This is a genomic window from Nitrosospira sp. Nsp13 (assembly GCF_900101945.1).
In the GTDB taxonomy this organism is placed as follows: domain Bacteria; phylum Pseudomonadota; class Gammaproteobacteria; order Burkholderiales; family Nitrosomonadaceae; genus Nitrosospira; species Nitrosospira multiformis_D.
The window spans coordinates 1-15629 of sequence record NZ_FMVD01000008.1 but is presented as its reverse complement, the minus strand read 5'-3'; the positions used below and the strand labels follow the sequence as shown (position 1 = coordinate 15629).

Below are 15629 nucleotides of genomic sequence, written 5' to 3'. Positions count from 1 at the left end.
CCATCTGCTTCAGCCGTTCTAAACACTGTCCATGTACCGGGTATTTATCCAATAAGCGTCCAGTAAGTGCAGTTGACAAGCTAAGGACCCTCCGATAGTCTCCTACAGTTTGGTTAGCCTGACATTAGGGCGAGGGCAGCTGGAGCTCATCCGATATACCCGTTCAAGCAGGCTGGAATCCTTGATCAATTTGATTGTCACTATGTTATATAAGAGGAGAGCGTCATGGAACTTAAAGGATCAAAAACTGAAGAGAATCTGAAAGCAGCTTTTGCCGGGGAATCTCAGGCCAATCGCCGTTATCTCTATTTTGCGGCCAAAGCGGACGTGGAAGGTCAGAATGATGTGGCGGCAGTATTCCGTTCCACCGCTGAAGGAGAAACCGGTCATGCTCATGGTCATCTGGAATATCTGGAAACCTGTGGAGATCCGGCTACCGGTCTGCCTTTCGGCCCGTCGCGTGACAATCTGAAAACGGCCATCGCCGGCGAAACCCATGAATACACCGACATGTATCCGGGTATGGCCAAATCCGCGCGGGATGAGGGCTTTGATGAAATCGGCGATTGGTTCGAGACGTTGGCCAAGGCTGAACGCTCTCACGCCAACCGCTTTCAGAAAGCTCTGGATAATCTGGCCGATTAGGTAAGCGTTATAAAAAACGGATAGACCGGATAGCAATCGATCCGGTCGGTCCGCTTTATTCTGCAATTTCTTTAATTCTTTTATCTATTTCCATTTTGCCATGACCACTCGTGAAGGCAGTCTGGAGCCTCCGAAGCGGCATCCGCTCGACTGGGTAAATTCGGATTTTTATGATGAGCCGAAGCTATTTCAGGAGATGGAGCGCGTCTTCGACATCTGTCATGGCTGCCGCCGTTGCGTCAATCTATGCACGGCTTTTCCACGACTGTTCGATCTTATCGATGACGGGGCTACCGGCGAACTGGATGGGGTGGAAAAACAGAACCTCTGGGAAGTGGTGGATCGCTGTTATCTTTGCGATATGTGTTTCATGACGAAGTGTCCCTATGTGCCTCCTCATCCATGGAATATTGATTTTCCGCACCTGATGCTGCGAGCCAAAGCGGTCAAGTATAAAAAGGGGGAAACCGGTTTCCGTGATAAATTGCTTTCCAGTACTGATCTCATGGGTAAGCTGGCCAGCATTCCGGTAGTGGCCCAGACGGTAAACGCCGTTAACAAGACGCCTGCCGCCCGCAAGTTGATGGATAGCATGCTGGGTATTCACGCCGAACGGGTACTGCCCGATTACGACAGCCACAAATTTCGTAAGAATGCCAAGGTAAATTCCTCTCATGAAGTTCGAAATGGTGCCAGGACATCAGGAAAGGTGGCAATTTATGCTACCTGCTACGTGAATTACAATGAACCCGGCATTGGACACGATTTATTGAAAATACTCGAGCACAATGAGATTCCGGCATGTCTGGTGGAAAAAGAGGTTTGTTGCGGCATGCCAAAGCTGGAACTGGGTGATCTGGATGCGGTGAATGAGCTCAAAAAAGTGAATATTCCCCACCTGGTAAAACTGGCGAAGGAAGGTTATGCGATACTCGCAGCCGTGCCTTCGTGCACACTGATGTACAAGCAGGAATTGCCGCTCATGTTTCCCGAGGATGACGACGTACAAGCAGTAGCGGCAGCCATGTTCGATCCGTTCGAGTACCTGATGCTGCGTAATCGGGACGGTCTGCTGAAAACCGATTTCAAGCAACCATTGGGGAATGTTTCCTACCATATTCCCTGCCATTTACGGGTGCAGAATGTCGGGCAGAAGACGAAGGACATGCTGCAAATGATTCCCGGAACCAAGGTGAGCGTGGTGGAGCGTTGCTCCGGTCATGATGGCACGTGGGGAGTCAAAAGCGAGCACTTCGCCGATTCCATGAAGATCGGCAAGCCGGTGTTCAAGCAGATGGCCGCACCCGGCCCCGATTACATTAGTTCCGACTGTGCCATCGCCGGGCGCCATATTCAGCAGGGTATGGGTGAGAATAGGGCGCAGAAGCAGCACCCATTGACGCTGATACGGATCGCTTACGGACTCTGAACAGGTCATGACTGAACGGCTCAACTCCAGGCGGCATATTTATCCATAACCATTCTTGTTACGCCAATTCGGAACTATCTATCAATCATGCCTCAAATTACCCGCGATAGCCTGATGACACTGGAAGCCTATGCCAAAGCGCGGCAGGAATTCCGCGCCAGGGTGATGGCGCACAAAAAAAACCGCAAAGTTTATCTGGGCGAAAACGTGACGCTCATTTTCGAGGATGAGTTGACCATACGGTATCAGATCCAGGAGATGTTGCGGGTAGAGAAGATTTTTGAGGAAGAGGGCATACTCGACGAATTGGATGCGTATGGCCCCCTGGTTCCTGACGGCGGCAACTGGAAAGCTACCATGATGATTGAATATCCAGATCCGGTCGAGCGCGCTGCCAGACTGGCGGAATTGACAGGTATCGAGGATAGAGTATGGGTAAGGGTACATGACCACGACCCGGTTTACGCCATTGCCGATGAGGATCTCGAGCGGGAAAATGCGGAAAAAACCTCCTCGGTGCATTTTTTGCGTTTTGAGCTGGGTAACGGGATGATCAAGGCATTGCGCCAAGGTGCCCCTTTGAGCATGGGCATCGACCATCCCGCGTATGAGGTTCCGGCTAAACTGGTAACAGGAACGGTGCGCGACGCTTTAATCAATGATTTGACCGCAGATTAACATGATGAAAAAACTCCTGACGTTGCTATGCTTTCTGCCGATTGCGGCTGATGCCCAGCAAAATAAATTCGAGTATGAATTTGATCATGAAAAGCCCTGGATTGAACTCCAGACACAATTGCCGGCCTATCCCCAGCCGGAAAACATGCTGCAATTTGATGCTGGTCCGGCCAGTAACAACCTTCATTACGTCGATGCCTCCTCCATTGCGGTAGGAGAGGATAGCGTAGTGCGCTATAGCCTTGTGGTCAAATCGCCCTCAGGGGCGATGAACGTGAGTTATGAGGGAATACGCTGCCAGACTGCAGAGAAAAGAACTTATGCTTACGGCCGCAGCGATAATACCTGGAGCCGGGCAAGGCTGTCTAAATGGGCTGACCTGGAAAATATTGCCCAGAATTACGCCCAGCGGGCACTCTACCGGTATTACTTCTGCCCCCTCGGAATCCATATGGTGAAAGATGCGGAGGAGGCTATCAGTGCGTTGAAAGCCGGGATCCACCCGCGCGCCGTGCGTTACTGAGTCCCTATCGTGCGGATTAACCAGTAAGGTCGAAAAGTGCGCTATCCCTGGGGACTATCCGTCATATGCCGGCAGTATTTTTGCAGATTCTCCGGTAGATCATCGGGGCAGACACCGCACTGCCGGTTTCCCGGCACGGCATAATCCATAAACGTCGGATATGGCAATTTGAGACTTGCCATGATTTCCCTGAACTCTTGCAAAGTGCGGTGATTTCCTAACCGGGGGTTGCGTTTTTTTTCCTGCGCAATGGAGGAAACCCGCCGGTCGTTATAGTCATGGGCCGGATATACCAGACAGTCATCCGGTAACGAAAACAGCTTTTCCTTCACGCTTTTATATAATGCGTCCATATCGCCGTTCTGGAAATCGGTACGCCCGCACCCTTCAATCAGGAGGGCATCGCCGGTAAAGACCCTGTCACCGCATTGGTAAGCAAAGTGCCCGTCGGTATGCCCAGGCGTATGTAACGGTTGCAATGCAATGCCTCCTACCTGCAATGATTTGCCTTCTTCAATACCAAAATCTGTGCAGGATAGCCGGTCGAAAGCTGGTCCGGCGATTTTGCTGCCTACCTGCTTTTTCAGTTCAAGTGCGGCGGTGATGTGGTCCGCGTGAATATGCGTTTCAACGCTATAGGCTAAACTCAGTCCGAGGCGGCTGAGTTCAGCCAGATCACGATCCATGGACACAATCACCGGATCAATCAACACGGCCTGCCCGGTTTCTTCGCAGCCGAGCAGGTATGTGAAGGTACTGGACAAAGGCTCGAACAATTGCCGAAATATCATTCTAAATCCGGCAACGGCAGCGAATTCATCAAAAAGAAGGTCAAGTAGAGTAAATAGTTCTTTTGGATCATGATGTTAAACTGAAAAGCGAAGGGTCAACCGCCGAAGTTAGGATGGTGGCATTACAGACTCGGCTGAATCGAAGAGCGTATCACCGTGATCGTTCGTAGAGGATCTTTGAACGAATCCCCAGCCGGCAATAGCCCATGGTCGGACCAGGCAAATTGGCGATCACTGTCTTGAAAGTGGCAACGTTCATATCGTTTATTTGACCGGGCACGACCGGCAGGTAGGCAAATTCCAGCCCCAATTTCTTCGCTGTCTCTTCAAGAAGATTATGATCCGGATGAATACCGCCATCCTCGCTATCGGGCCGGTTACAAATTATACTTTTGAATCCCGCTGCTTTAATATCAGGTAAGTCCTCCAGGTCGATTTGCGGGCTGGTCGAGAAATTGGCGTCAAGTCTGGTGAGCGATTTCATAGGGCATCCTTCGAAAGGTATTGATTCATACTATAGCAGAACCAGATTGTTCCTATGAATGAGTTCCGGTTCTCCCACATATCCCAGGATGGATTCGATTTCGTTACTGGCCCGCCGCAGGATTCTCCGTGTTTCAGTCGCGTTATAATTAACCAGTCCACGGGCGATTTCCCTGCCAGCCGGATCAAGACAACCCACCACCTCACCACGCTCGAAATCACCATGAACATCCGTCACACCTATCGATAAAAGACTTTTGCCGCTACCCATGAGTGCTTTTACCGCTCCTTCGTCCAGTATGACGTTCCCGCGCATTTGCAGGTGATCGGCGAGCCATTGCTTGCGCGCCGCCAATGTCATGGTTTCCGCCAGCAATTGCGTGCCGATGGCTTTTCCTTCAGCGAGAAGAAGCAGGACGCCGGTTTCGTGCCCGGATGCAATGACGGTGTGGGCACCGCTGCGCGCCGCACGTTTTGCGGCTATTACTTTGGTTAGCATGCCACCGCGGCCTATGGCGCTGCCAGCTCCGCCCGCCATGGCTTCGATTGCCGGATCTCCGGCGCGAGCTTCCTCTACCAGTATGGCTTTCGCATCCTTACGCGGGTCGGCAGTGAATAACCCACCCTGGTCGGTGAGAATCACCAATACGTCAGCTTCGATCAGGTTGGTTACCAATGCGGCAAGTGTATCGTTATCACCAAAACGGATTTCGTCGGTCGCTACGGTGTCATTTTCGTTAATGACAGGAATGACGTTCAGGCTTAGCAGCGTAATCAGAGTCGAGCGAGCATTCAAGTATCGCTTGCGGTCCGACAAGTCCTCATGCGTGAGCAACACTTGAGCCGCCTGTATATTGTGCTTGCGGAAACAGGATTCATACGCCTGTACCAGACCCATCTGTCCGACGGCGGCGGCGGCCTGCAACTCGTGCAGCGCGTGAGGGCGTTTCTTCCAGTTCAGACGCTGCATGCCTTCCGCGATCGCGCCGGAAGAAACCAGCACGACTTCCTTGCCCATTTCTTTGAGCTTGGCGATCTGCTCCGCCCAGCGCGCGAGCGCGGCATGGTCGAGCCCCTGCCCCTGATTGGTGACAAGGCTACTGCCGACTTTAACAACGATGCGCCGCGACTGTTTTACAATGGATTGCATGCCTGGTTTTGCCTGTTTTTTTTTGCGAGGAACAGTTAATTCCTTACAGATTTGAGCTGACAATAAGAACTGCTGGAGGAGTTGGATGTAAGCGCAAGTATAATCTTTGCCAAGCGCTTTATAAAGATAGCGTCAGCGCACCAGTCACACTGACTTGCAAGCGAGCAGCCTGCCGTATTGCTGCTTACTTGACGACATGAAACACGGATTTCGCCAACTGATCAGGCAGCCTGATAATCAGGATTTCTCTACAATGGCATAACAGACCGGTGTCAGTATGAGGCTGGCAGTCATGCCAATCATCAGGCCGACAGTCAAAGAGAGCGTCATCGGGACCAGAAACTGGGCCTGTTCGCTGGTTTCCAGCAGGATGGGAAGAAAACCGACGAAATTAGTCAGGAAGGCCAGCAAAATCGGACGAAAGCGCGCCGTACAGGCTTCGAGAATCAGGTTTGCAGTGGGCTCATCGGAATCCCCTCTCTTGTGAACATAGTCCAGCAGGACCAGACTGTCATTCACCACCACGCCGCTTGCGGCTATCATGCCGACCAGCGATTCCATGGACACCGTGAAGCCAAGCAGCCAGTGCGCCCACACCGCGCCACTCCAGGCGACGGGGGCACCGAGCAAAAAGATGAGCGGCTTTACATAAGACTGGAACGGAATTGCAATCAAGGCGTAAATTACCGTCAAAGCAATCGCAGTCAGGAATAGCAGGGTTTGGGCGGTTTCTTCCTGCTCCTGGCGCTCTTCACCGATGTTGACATCCAGTCCAGGGAACTGTTGTTTTAATTGCAATATTTCTTCCGCCGCCAAGCCATTATGGACGGCATTGACGTCTGTCACGTCGGGATCGATCTGGGCTTGAATTTTCAGGATGCGCTGTCGATCCTGGCGGATCAGCAAGGACTGGCCGGCCACCACGTCGATCTCCGCCAATGTTCCCAAAGGTGCTTGTGCCCCATTTGGCAGTCGTATGGGAAGACTTTGCATGTCATGTAAAGATTCTCTCTCGCTGCGAGGCAGACGCACTATTACTTTGACCTCGTTGCGCCCTCTTTGGAGCCGATGCACTTCATCACCGTGATACGCATGCCGCATTTGTTCCGCGACGTCTTCCAGCCGAAGCCCCAGGTGCTCGGCCTCCGGTTTCAAGCGTAGGCGAACTTCGGGTTTACCCGGTTCGGCGGAATCCACTACATCGTATACGCCGGGATATCCAGCCAGTTTTTGCTTGAATTGAGCAGCCGCCACGGCAAGAGTCGCGGGATCAGGATGCCCTAAATCAAACTCAATATCATAGGGGAGATCACCTTCCTTATAAAGGAATTCAATCTTGGCGCGGCCTATGTCACCAATGCGTTTGCGCCACTCGCGGATGAAATCCTCCACAACAATATGCTTTCGTCCCGCGGGCGATAATTCGGTCCAGAAACCAGCCTCATGCTCCGTGATGATTGTTTCCACGCCGACAATCACACTTTCCTGCATATCAGGGTCACGAATTCTGGCTTCTTTGTCCAGTTCGCTTTGAACTTCCATTAACGCACGTTCCACTTTTTCCGCAATCCGGCGGGTTTCACTATAGGGAAGATCTTTGGGCAATTTCAGTGTGACCCAGAAGCTGTCCTTCGTAACGTCAGCTTGCAAAGAAAGCCGAACATAACCTCCCGCCACCAATGCGGTAGCCAGCATCATCAGCACGGCAAACGCAGCAACAGTAAGATATCGCCAGGCGAGGGCTTTTTTCAGCAATGGGCCATAAACCCTATGGATAAAACGCTGCAAACCTTGATTCAGGGCGGTCCGTACCCGCAGCAGAGGGGTGTACGATGCATTCGGTTTGGAGGGGACTGCGAGATGGGAAGGTAAAATCAGCAGCGCTTCAATGAGTGAAAACACCAAAGTCAGGATCATCACCACACAAATTGGCTTCATCATCTGACCCGCCCAGCCCGGCAAAAATAAACCAGGCAGAAAGGCAACAAGGACGATCATGACTGCGATGATAACCGGCAGTGAAACCTCGCGGGCTCCGGATATGGCGGCTTCCAGATAGGCAAGATTCCTCATGGCTCCTGCCATGAGCGGCTGTCCGGTGCCGGACCCTGGCGAACCGGCGGCATCCGCAGCCTCCTGCTTGGCGTATATGGATTCGCCTATGATAATGGCATCATCCACCAGAATTCCCATGGCTAGAAGAAAGCCGAACAGGGATAACATATTAAGTGATACGTCCAGCGCCGGCATCAACCAGAAAGCGCCAAAAATCGAAGTGAGTATCCCGATACCCGCCCAGATCGCCACTTTAAGCTGGAGAAATAAAGTGAGTATCAGGCAAACCAGAACAAAGCCGGTTAGGCCATCTTCAAGCAATGTTCCGATTCGCTCCTCGTAAGCTTGCGAGTCATCCCACCAGGTAATCAGTCCCACCCCTTGCGGCAGCTGAGTTTTCATTTCCGCCACATAAGCTTTAACCCGGCGCGCTACCGCAACGCTATCCTTTTCAGCATGGATCTCCCAGCCCTGCGCTGTTTCTCCGTTGTGATGCCACTCCGACAGGCGCTCCTCCAGACCGTCCTTGATCACCGCGACGTCGCGAAGCAGCACGCGACTGCCATCCGAATTGGTTCGCACCACCAGATTCCCGACCGAGACGTCATCCTGGGCTTTGCCTTTGACCCGAAGTAATAGTTCGCCCATCGGATTTTTTATTACGCCGCCGGGCAAGTCCACCGAAGCACGCCGAATGGTTTCGGTTACTTCATTCAGGGATACGCGGAACTGACGCAGCCGCTCGGAAGACACCTCGATAGCGATCTCGTAAGGCAGATCGTAATAGTTATGTGCGCGGGTTACGCCGGGTATCTGCGACAGATCACCCTGGATGCGGTCGCTCAGGCGCTTGAGCGTAAGTGCGTCCGTAGGGCCGTGTAACGCCACCCAGATAACGCCATCGTCGCCGATGCGGTTGCCCGGCAGCACCTCAATTTTTTCCAGTCCTTTCGGCAGGCGCTGTATGGCTTGCACCCGTCCCTGCACAGCATTCATTACCTGATTCTTGTCATAGTTCGGTAAGACAATTACCTTGACGAGGCACTCCCCTTCGATGATCGCCGTCTTAAGCTGTTTTACTCCGGATAAACTGTAGATTGCTTCTTCGATGCGTATACAAACCGATTCCTCGAGTTCCAGGGGGCCCGCGCCGGGATAGATCGCTCGGACTTCGATTTGATGAGGCATAAACCGGGGGAATACCTCCTTGTCCATCAGAAGCAGACTACCAGCACCACCGAAGAGAATCAGCAGCATCAGCAAATTGGCGGCAATGGGATTGGCGGCAAACCACGCGATCAAGCCAGAGGGGAGTGAAGCACCGAGCATTGGCCTCACTTGATTCCTTCCTTAACTGAAAGTGAAAAGCATCTGACAGAAGGAAAAAAACAAAACTTCACGGTATTGCGTCCGGCATGGAAGTGTCCAATACGGGTGTTTCAGATTTCTGCCCGGGCGCTATGATCTCGGTCCTGACTTTCATACCCTCCACCGGAATCTGGATTCCGGAGATCACTACTCGATCTCCCGCATTCAGACCTCCCTTGACAAGGACTCGATCAGGCTCACTACGCAATATGTTCATGCGGCGAATGTGCAGGTGGTCTTTTTCGTCAACCAGCAATGCTTCATGAGAGGCGTTTACTGTGCCAGCCGGCAGTATGAATACATCGGTTTGTTCTCGTCCCTCAATTTCAGCCTTCACGAACAATCCGGGCATAAGCGGCGGCTGGTCCAATTTAACGGCATAAGGATCTTTTACCTCAGCCACGGCGTGGAGAAGGCCGGTTTCTTCATCCAGGGCGCCTTCGGCTTGGACGATGCGGCCTTCCCAATGCCGGAGGGCGCCTGCGAATTCTGTACTTAAAATTACTTTAGGACCTGTTTCCTGTTTGCTATTGCGGTGATCCAGCAGCACATCGAGATAAGCAAACTGATCGGTGGCCAAAGGCAGGCGTACCTGCACGACGTCAATCGCATATAGCCGGGCGAGTTTTTCGCCTAGTTGAACATACTGCCCGAGACCGATGTGCTTCTCCCGCACCCTTCCGGCAAATGGTGCGCGCCACTCGCATCGGCTACGTTGTAAATGGGCCTTGGTCAGATCGGCTTGCGCTGCTTTCAATTTGGCGCGGGCTTCCGCCAGTTGCGGTTCGCGCAGAGTCAGGGCCGATGGCTGTCCTTCACCAAGGGAATGCCACTCATTGCGCGCCTGCTCCGACTGGGCTTCCTCCATCATCACCTGCCGTTCAGCTTCGGCAATCCGGGCACGTGCTTGGGCGATTGCATAGTCGTAATCACGCGGATCTATGGTGACCAGTATATCGCCGGCTTCGAAGAATCCTCCCGCGACAAGGCTGGGATGGAGCCGGATTATCTGACCGGCTACCTCTGGCACCAGATCGATCTCCGTGCGGGGCACGACGACACCCTGGGAGCGAATGTTCAGTTTGACGGTCTGCGGTTCGACCTGGATTACCTGCACCAGCGGTACTTCGCTTTCCGATATTTGCGATTTTAATGGTGGCCGATGGACGACAATCGCCCAGGAAATACTGATGCCAGCGAGTACAACAAGGATGGGAGCGATAATTTTCAGCATGCCTTTACGTTTTGAATTTTTCAGCATGCTTATAGTGACCCTCTGGACAAGTCTTTCTTGGAACGCGTTTCCAGGCTTCCAGGCCATTGTGCTTTCCGGGTATGCCGCGACGTCAGGCTACCGGTAAAAGGAGTCAACCATTCCGGAACCTTACTCAGAGGTTCCTTGATTTTCAAACGCCACCTCCCAATGCCAGATAAAGGTTGATTCGATTGGTGAGTAACTGGCGTTTGACAGAGAGATGAGCGCTTTGTGCATTCAATGTGCTGCGATAGCTATCCAGCAGCGTCAGAATTTCAATAATGCCAAGCTGATACGAATAGATAGCCAATTTTCGGCTCGCTTCCGTTTGCTCGACGGCATGCCGTAGCGCTTTTTCTTGTTCACGCAACCACTCATCCGTGGCCAGCACCTGTTCTACTTCGCGAAAAGCATTGAGTGCCGTGCTCTTGTATAGATTGACAGCTTCCTCCGCGCGTGCCTCGTTCAGATGGATCTCTCCACGAATACGTCCGCCGGTGAATAGTGGCTGCAGCATTCCGATCACCACATTCCAGGCAAGGGAGCGAGGATCAACCAGATCGGTTAGGGCTGTACTGCGCGTGCCTCCTGCCGCAGTTAGGACAATTCTCGGTAGCAATAGTTTTTTCGAGCTTTCCACGCGGGAGTCGGCAGCCAGCAGGCGATTGAAAGCAGCAATGAGATCGGGCCGCCGCTCGAGCAATTCGGAAGGCAATCCGGAAGGAAGGCCGGGCGGAGGTTCCGGAAGGGTGGAAGCTTCAGTCAGGCGTCCTGCGGGATAACGTCCAAGCAGCACTTCCAACCGGCGGATGACTATCTGGATCTGATTGCGAGCTCCAGTAAGTTCCGACTCAGCGGTGGCGAGGTCGGTGAGCGCAAGGCGCAAGTCCAGGGCATTCGTTATGCCACGTGCAAAGCGTCCACGTACCAGCTGGACAATTGTACGGCGATCTCTGACCGATTGCTCGGCTACCTCGGACTGAAGCCTGGCCTCGGCCAGGTCGAAATAGCTTTGCGCAATTCGTGCTGCCAGGGATAACCGTGCACCATGCAGGTCAGCTGCGATCGCATCGGCGTCCCGAATCGCTGCCTGCCTGAAGTCGCGAATGCGGCCCCATACATCCAGCTCCCAGTTCAGACTGAATATGGCTTCGAATACACTGAATTTTGCCGACCCAAATCCTTGCTCGCGAATTTGTGCTCGCTGGTGATCTGGATTAAAAAATACTTGAGGCCAGAGTAAAGAGCCATCGATTCGCGCTTGGGCTATGGCCGCGTTTACCCGGGTGGCTGCCGCTTTCAGGTCATAGTTGTCAGCCAGCGCGCTATGCACCAGCGCGCTCAAATCAGGGTCGCCAAACGTTTCCACCCAATGTTCCGGCGCCGGTTGGCCGGATTCACCGGCCCCGCTCCAGTGGGCTGGTATTTTAGCTCCAGCATCATCGGTACGCCGCTCCGGCGCTGTTTTGCAACCGCCAATACTTAGCAGGAAAATTGAGAGAATGGTTAGCCCAAGGATCTTTGGCATGTGTTTTCGCCAGATTGAGAGGCCAATTGGTAGCAGGAGTCCAGGGAAGCCTATAGCGGCTAAATTGCCGTGACAAAAATATATAGACGAATCTGCTATCGTCTTACAACAAATTTTGTCTGATTTTTCTGGCACCGTAGATGTAGCTGTTCCATGCAGCAATCGTGGGATTCTGTTCCTATTTATGGGGGGAGCAAAAGATAACCCTGTAAATACAAATTTTTTGATAAGGGTCGGTATCAGCTAAGTGGAACAAACAATTATTATATAGCATTATCTCATGTATGATAATAAGAACAATTCTCGTTAGTATTTGTGAGGGGAGCTAAATGGTTCTGGATCGCTTCTCAGGCGCAGCTGTGCGGGATTACGTTGAATACCACAATCGCGCGCGCGCATGAAGGATAGTCGAATTTCTATTTCAGGATTACCGGAACGGCAGGCAATTGAACATCAAGCCATCAATGCTTCTTCCTATGGCGTGCAGTCGGGATCCGTTTATTTATTCGTCTATTATGTCACCCGCATGGCACTTGATCCGGCGTTCTATTTTTTCGTCAATCCTGCGAGTATTATGTACGCGGATTATCAATAAGGAGATCCATGAACACGCAAGAATATATGTCAAGGTTTAAACGTTTTTACTGGATTACCTTGACGGCATTGTTGGTAGCGGCATCGATCAGGCCTGGTTTTGCGGATGAGGCGCTGAGCAGAAGGGACAGGCAGACAGGCTTCCTGGTTGTGGCAGAGGATCGCGGCTTTATCGGCAATGAAGAAATTATCGATGAGTTCCAGTTATTTGCAAAGACACGCAATGCCTCGTTGATTTTTGTCACCGATGAGCGTACCGGGAAATACCTCAGGAACAGCCTGGATAGGCTGCTGAAGAAAGGGGCTGAGCGCATCGTGGTAATTCCCCTGTTCATTTCCGCGGCGGCGCCGCGCTATGAGCTCGTCCATCAATTGCTGGAACGCGAGAAGCTCGATGTACCCGTTTCCTACACGCGTCCTTATGGCGAGAGTTACTTTGCGGTTGAGGATTTGGCGGATAAATTCCGTACCATCCCGCAACCGGCGGATACGAATCTGATCGTTGTCGGTTATGGGGCGGTCGATAGCGACAGCGAGCGGAAGATGCAGGCGGACTGGAAGCGTATTGCTGAGAAAGCCGCTGCCGGGTTCGGCTTTGCATCCATCAATATATTGATCGGGCATGATAAAAAGAAAAAAGATGATGATGCAGTGGCGCGCACCGAAAAATTAACGCGGGAGCTGACTGACGCCGTGAATGGGGATGGTGATGGCGGCCGCAAGACTGTTGTGATACCGTTTCATCTCGGTCCCAAGCTCGACAGCATGATGTCGTTCGATGCGAGACTTCAGCAACTATTGCCTCCCGGCACTAAATTTCTGGCCGATGGTGGTTCGGAAGTTCGCGCGGATGCCAACTCGGCTACCATAAATTTGGTCACCTGGCTGCAACGTGAAGCCAATCAAAGTCAACCGCTTGCCAGGGAAGATGTCGGTGTTGTCATCCTGTCCCATGGCTCCGACTTCAATTGGAACGAGACCATGCGCGAGGCGGTCCAGCCGTTGATGAAGCAGTATAAAATCGAGTTCGTATTCTCCATGGCGGATCAGCCGACTATTGAACGCGCGCTCCGCAAGCTGGAGCAGCGCGGCGCAAAAGCGGCGGTAATCGTGCGCGTATTTGCCATGGAAAGCAGTTTCCGCAAGCCTGTTGAACGTATGATCGGACTGGATATCGAAGGCGTGGCGCAGGACACCGCAGATGTCCATGCCGGGTATGGTCATAGTCATGGACATGGGGCAGCCCCCTCCGTTCCGGCACCTCGTATTCGCACCAGCCTGCCAATTCAGACGGTGGGCGGCCTGGGTGCCAGCCCCTTGTTTGCCGCCGCGCTGCTTGAACGGGCACGCGCACTCTCCAAAAATCCCGCTCGCGACACGGTAATTCTGATCGCGCACGGTTCCGGCAGCGACCACCAGAACGAGCTGTGGACCCAGGCGCTGGAAGATATGGCGGAGCAGATGCGCAAGGGTGGTGGAAAGGAGTTCCATGCAATCCGGGTGGCCACCTGGCGCGAAGACTGGCCCGACAAGCGCGCACCGTGGGTGGACAAAATACGTGCAATGGTTGAGGACGCAAAAACGGAAGGGGGAAAAGCGATCGTCATCCCCGCGCGAACCACCGGGCAAGGCCCTGAAGATAAATTTCTTTCCGGGCTTGAATATGATCTGGGTAGCGGCTTTGCACCGCATCCGATGTTTGTTCAATGGGTAGATGAGCAAGTCAGGGTGGGGCTGGCACGATTCGCTGATATTCGCCGTACCGGTATGACCACGGTGGAGGCGAAGAGTCATTCTCCCTATCCGGAAAAATGGTTATGGTGGTAAGTGCCGCTGGAAACAGGCATTGGAAAACAGGGGCGGGCAGGCCGGGTTGAGTCAGCCTGCATTCGCTTCCCTACATGGCTTCCCAGGCCTGTAGATCAAGTCATTATAAAATGAGAATCATTTTGCGATAATGCGGTGGATAAAAAGGAGAATGGGAACCCGGCAGTCAACCCCATGCTTCCTTTCTTCCCTCCATCCGATATTAAATACATATATTGTAATCAGTATCTTATGCGAACTATATGCCGCAATGAGCATCATTGCAATTTACTTCTATTGTAAAAACCTTTTCCTTGTATGATAATAAGAACAATTCTCGTTATTGTTTATAAGTGAAACAGGGGGTGTTAAATGCTTCCGGACCAGCAGTCTGCTGATTTAAGTACGGTTTTTGTCGCTCATCTGGCGCAACTGCGGCGGGTTGCATTGAATATCGTGCGCAATCCCGAGCGAGCAGAGGACATTGTGCAGGATGCTTATATCAAGGCAACCGAAGCGGCGGACATACTAAATATCAAACAACCATTAGCATATCTGCTTCAAATGGTGCGAAATCTCGCGATCGATCGTCATCGGCGGACTGCGTTTGAGACGGGGCTTTTTGAAAGCGAGGAAGAAGGGCTGCACGTTCCTGCCCTGATAGGAGCGCCAGAGGCGACTGCGATCAGCCGGCAGCATCTGACGCTGATTGCACACGCTTTATCGGAGCTCCCTGAACGGACGAGACAGGTTTTTGAACTCCATCGCCTCGACGGGCATACGCACTGCGCAATTGCTTCCAAGCTGGATATCTCAACTTCTCTGGTGAATATCCTGATCCATGATGCAATGGATCATTGCCGGGCCGCGCTTCGATCCATCTGATCTCATTTCTCCGTCGATAAATTCTCAATGTCAGTTACAATCACCTTGCATGGTTAATAGTCAATTTAGACTAAACCAGGAAGATTCCAGGCATCTATATAGATCGATCTGGTCACAAGGTGAACCTTATGGCAAATTCGCGCCATGACGATATTGTCTGGCAAACCGCAGTCGAGTGGATCATACGCAAACATGAGTCGCCATTGGACAGTGTTGCTGAGGATGAATTGATTGCCTGGCTGGAAAAGGATCCTGTCAATCGCGCGGCTTATGAGGAAGCTTCCCATGTGTGGCGGTTGACGGGTCTGGTTCCACGCTCTGATGAACCTGAATAAACAGGATCAGGGGCCGAAGCCCCCTTTTGCCTATTCGAACTTAACGTTCGATAAAAGCTTTCCTGCGACGGGCCATCGCACCCACCAGGCCTAAGCCGGCCAAT

13 protein-coding genes are annotated in these 15629 nt (G+C 52.4%); 7 read left to right on the top strand and 6 right to left on the bottom strand.

Annotation, left to right across the window (positions count from 1 at the left end; genetic code table 11):
• Positions 1-225 precede the first annotated feature (225 nt).
• From BLO43_RS10435 to BLO43_RS10420, 4 genes are all read left to right on the top strand, one after another.
• Positions 226-645: a rubrerythrin family protein gene (locus tag BLO43_RS10435; RefSeq protein WP_074631788.1), complete on the top strand. Its 420-nt coding sequence runs from the start codon at positions 226-228 to the stop codon at positions 643-645.
• 100 nt (positions 646-745) lie between these two features.
• Positions 746-2074 (top strand): heterodisulfide reductase-related iron-sulfur binding cluster, encoded by a 1329-nt coding sequence (locus BLO43_RS10430; protein ID WP_090907030.1) that lies wholly within the window; start codon positions 746-748, stop codon positions 2072-2074.
• Positions 2075-2161: 87 nt separating this feature from the next.
• Positions 2162-2752 (top strand): DUF3501 family protein, encoded by a 591-nt coding sequence (locus BLO43_RS10425; RefSeq protein ID WP_090907029.1) that lies wholly within the window; start codon positions 2162-2164, stop codon positions 2750-2752.
• 1 nt (position 2753) lies between these two features.
• Positions 2754-3275, top strand: coding sequence for a CNP1-like family protein (locus BLO43_RS10420; RefSeq protein ID WP_090907028.1), 522 nt, complete (start codon positions 2754-2756; stop codon positions 3273-3275).
• A gap of 41 nt (positions 3276-3316) precedes the next feature.
• On the opposite strand, the gene BLO43_RS10415 is transcribed toward BLO43_RS10420, so the two are convergent.
• From BLO43_RS10415 to BLO43_RS10390, 6 genes are all read right to left on the bottom strand, one after another.
• Entirely contained in the window at positions 3317-4066 is a 750-nt protein-coding gene (locus tag BLO43_RS10415; protein ID WP_090907027.1) for an MBL fold metallo-hydrolase, read from the bottom strand.
• Between the two features lie 151 nt (positions 4067-4217).
• Positions 4218-4550 (bottom strand): protein tyrosine phosphatase family protein, encoded by a 333-nt coding sequence (locus BLO43_RS10410; protein WP_090907026.1) that lies wholly within the window; start codon positions 4548-4550, stop codon positions 4218-4220.
• Between the two features lie 30 nt (positions 4551-4580).
• Positions 4581-5699, bottom strand: a complete 1119-nt coding sequence (gene proB / locus BLO43_RS10405) for a glutamate 5-kinase (protein WP_090907025.1) — start codon at positions 5697-5699, stop codon at positions 4581-4583.
• Positions 5700-5936: 237 nt separating this feature from the next.
• Positions 5937-9083 (bottom strand): efflux RND transporter permease subunit, encoded by a 3147-nt coding sequence (locus BLO43_RS10400; RefSeq protein WP_090907024.1) that lies wholly within the window; start codon positions 9081-9083, stop codon positions 5937-5939.
• 67 nt (positions 9084-9150) lie between these two features.
• Positions 9151-10383 carry an efflux RND transporter periplasmic adaptor subunit gene (locus BLO43_RS10395; protein WP_090907115.1) on the bottom strand — a complete coding sequence of 411 codons (1233 nt, stop codon included), beginning with the start codon at positions 10381-10383 and terminating at the stop codon, positions 9151-9153.
• Positions 10384-10528: 145 nt separating this feature from the next.
• Positions 10529-11905: an efflux transporter outer membrane subunit gene (locus BLO43_RS10390; RefSeq protein ID WP_090907023.1), complete on the bottom strand. Its 1377-nt coding sequence runs from the start codon at positions 11903-11905 to the stop codon at positions 10529-10531.
• Between the two features lie 603 nt (positions 11906-12508).
• Here BLO43_RS10390 and BLO43_RS10380 point away from each other — a divergent pair.
• The 3 genes from BLO43_RS10380 (at position 12509) to BLO43_RS10370 (ending at position 15525) form a co-directional block, all read left to right on the top strand.
• Entirely contained in the window at positions 12509-14326 is a 1818-nt protein-coding gene (locus BLO43_RS10380) for a CbiX/SirB N-terminal domain-containing protein (RefSeq protein ID WP_090907021.1), read from the top strand.
• 351 nt (positions 14327-14677) lie between these two features.
• The gene (locus BLO43_RS10375; protein WP_074631798.1) at positions 14678-15190 is read left to right on the top strand and encodes an RNA polymerase factor sigma-70; all 513 of its coding nucleotides are present in this window, start codon (positions 14678-14680) and stop codon (positions 15188-15190) included.
• A 128-nt stretch (positions 15191-15318) separates the two neighbouring features.
• A complete protein-coding gene (locus BLO43_RS10370) occupies positions 15319-15525 on the top strand; it encodes a FecR/PupR family sigma factor regulator (RefSeq protein WP_074631799.1) in 207 nt (68 codons plus the stop codon).
• Positions 15526-15629 lie beyond the last annotated feature (104 nt).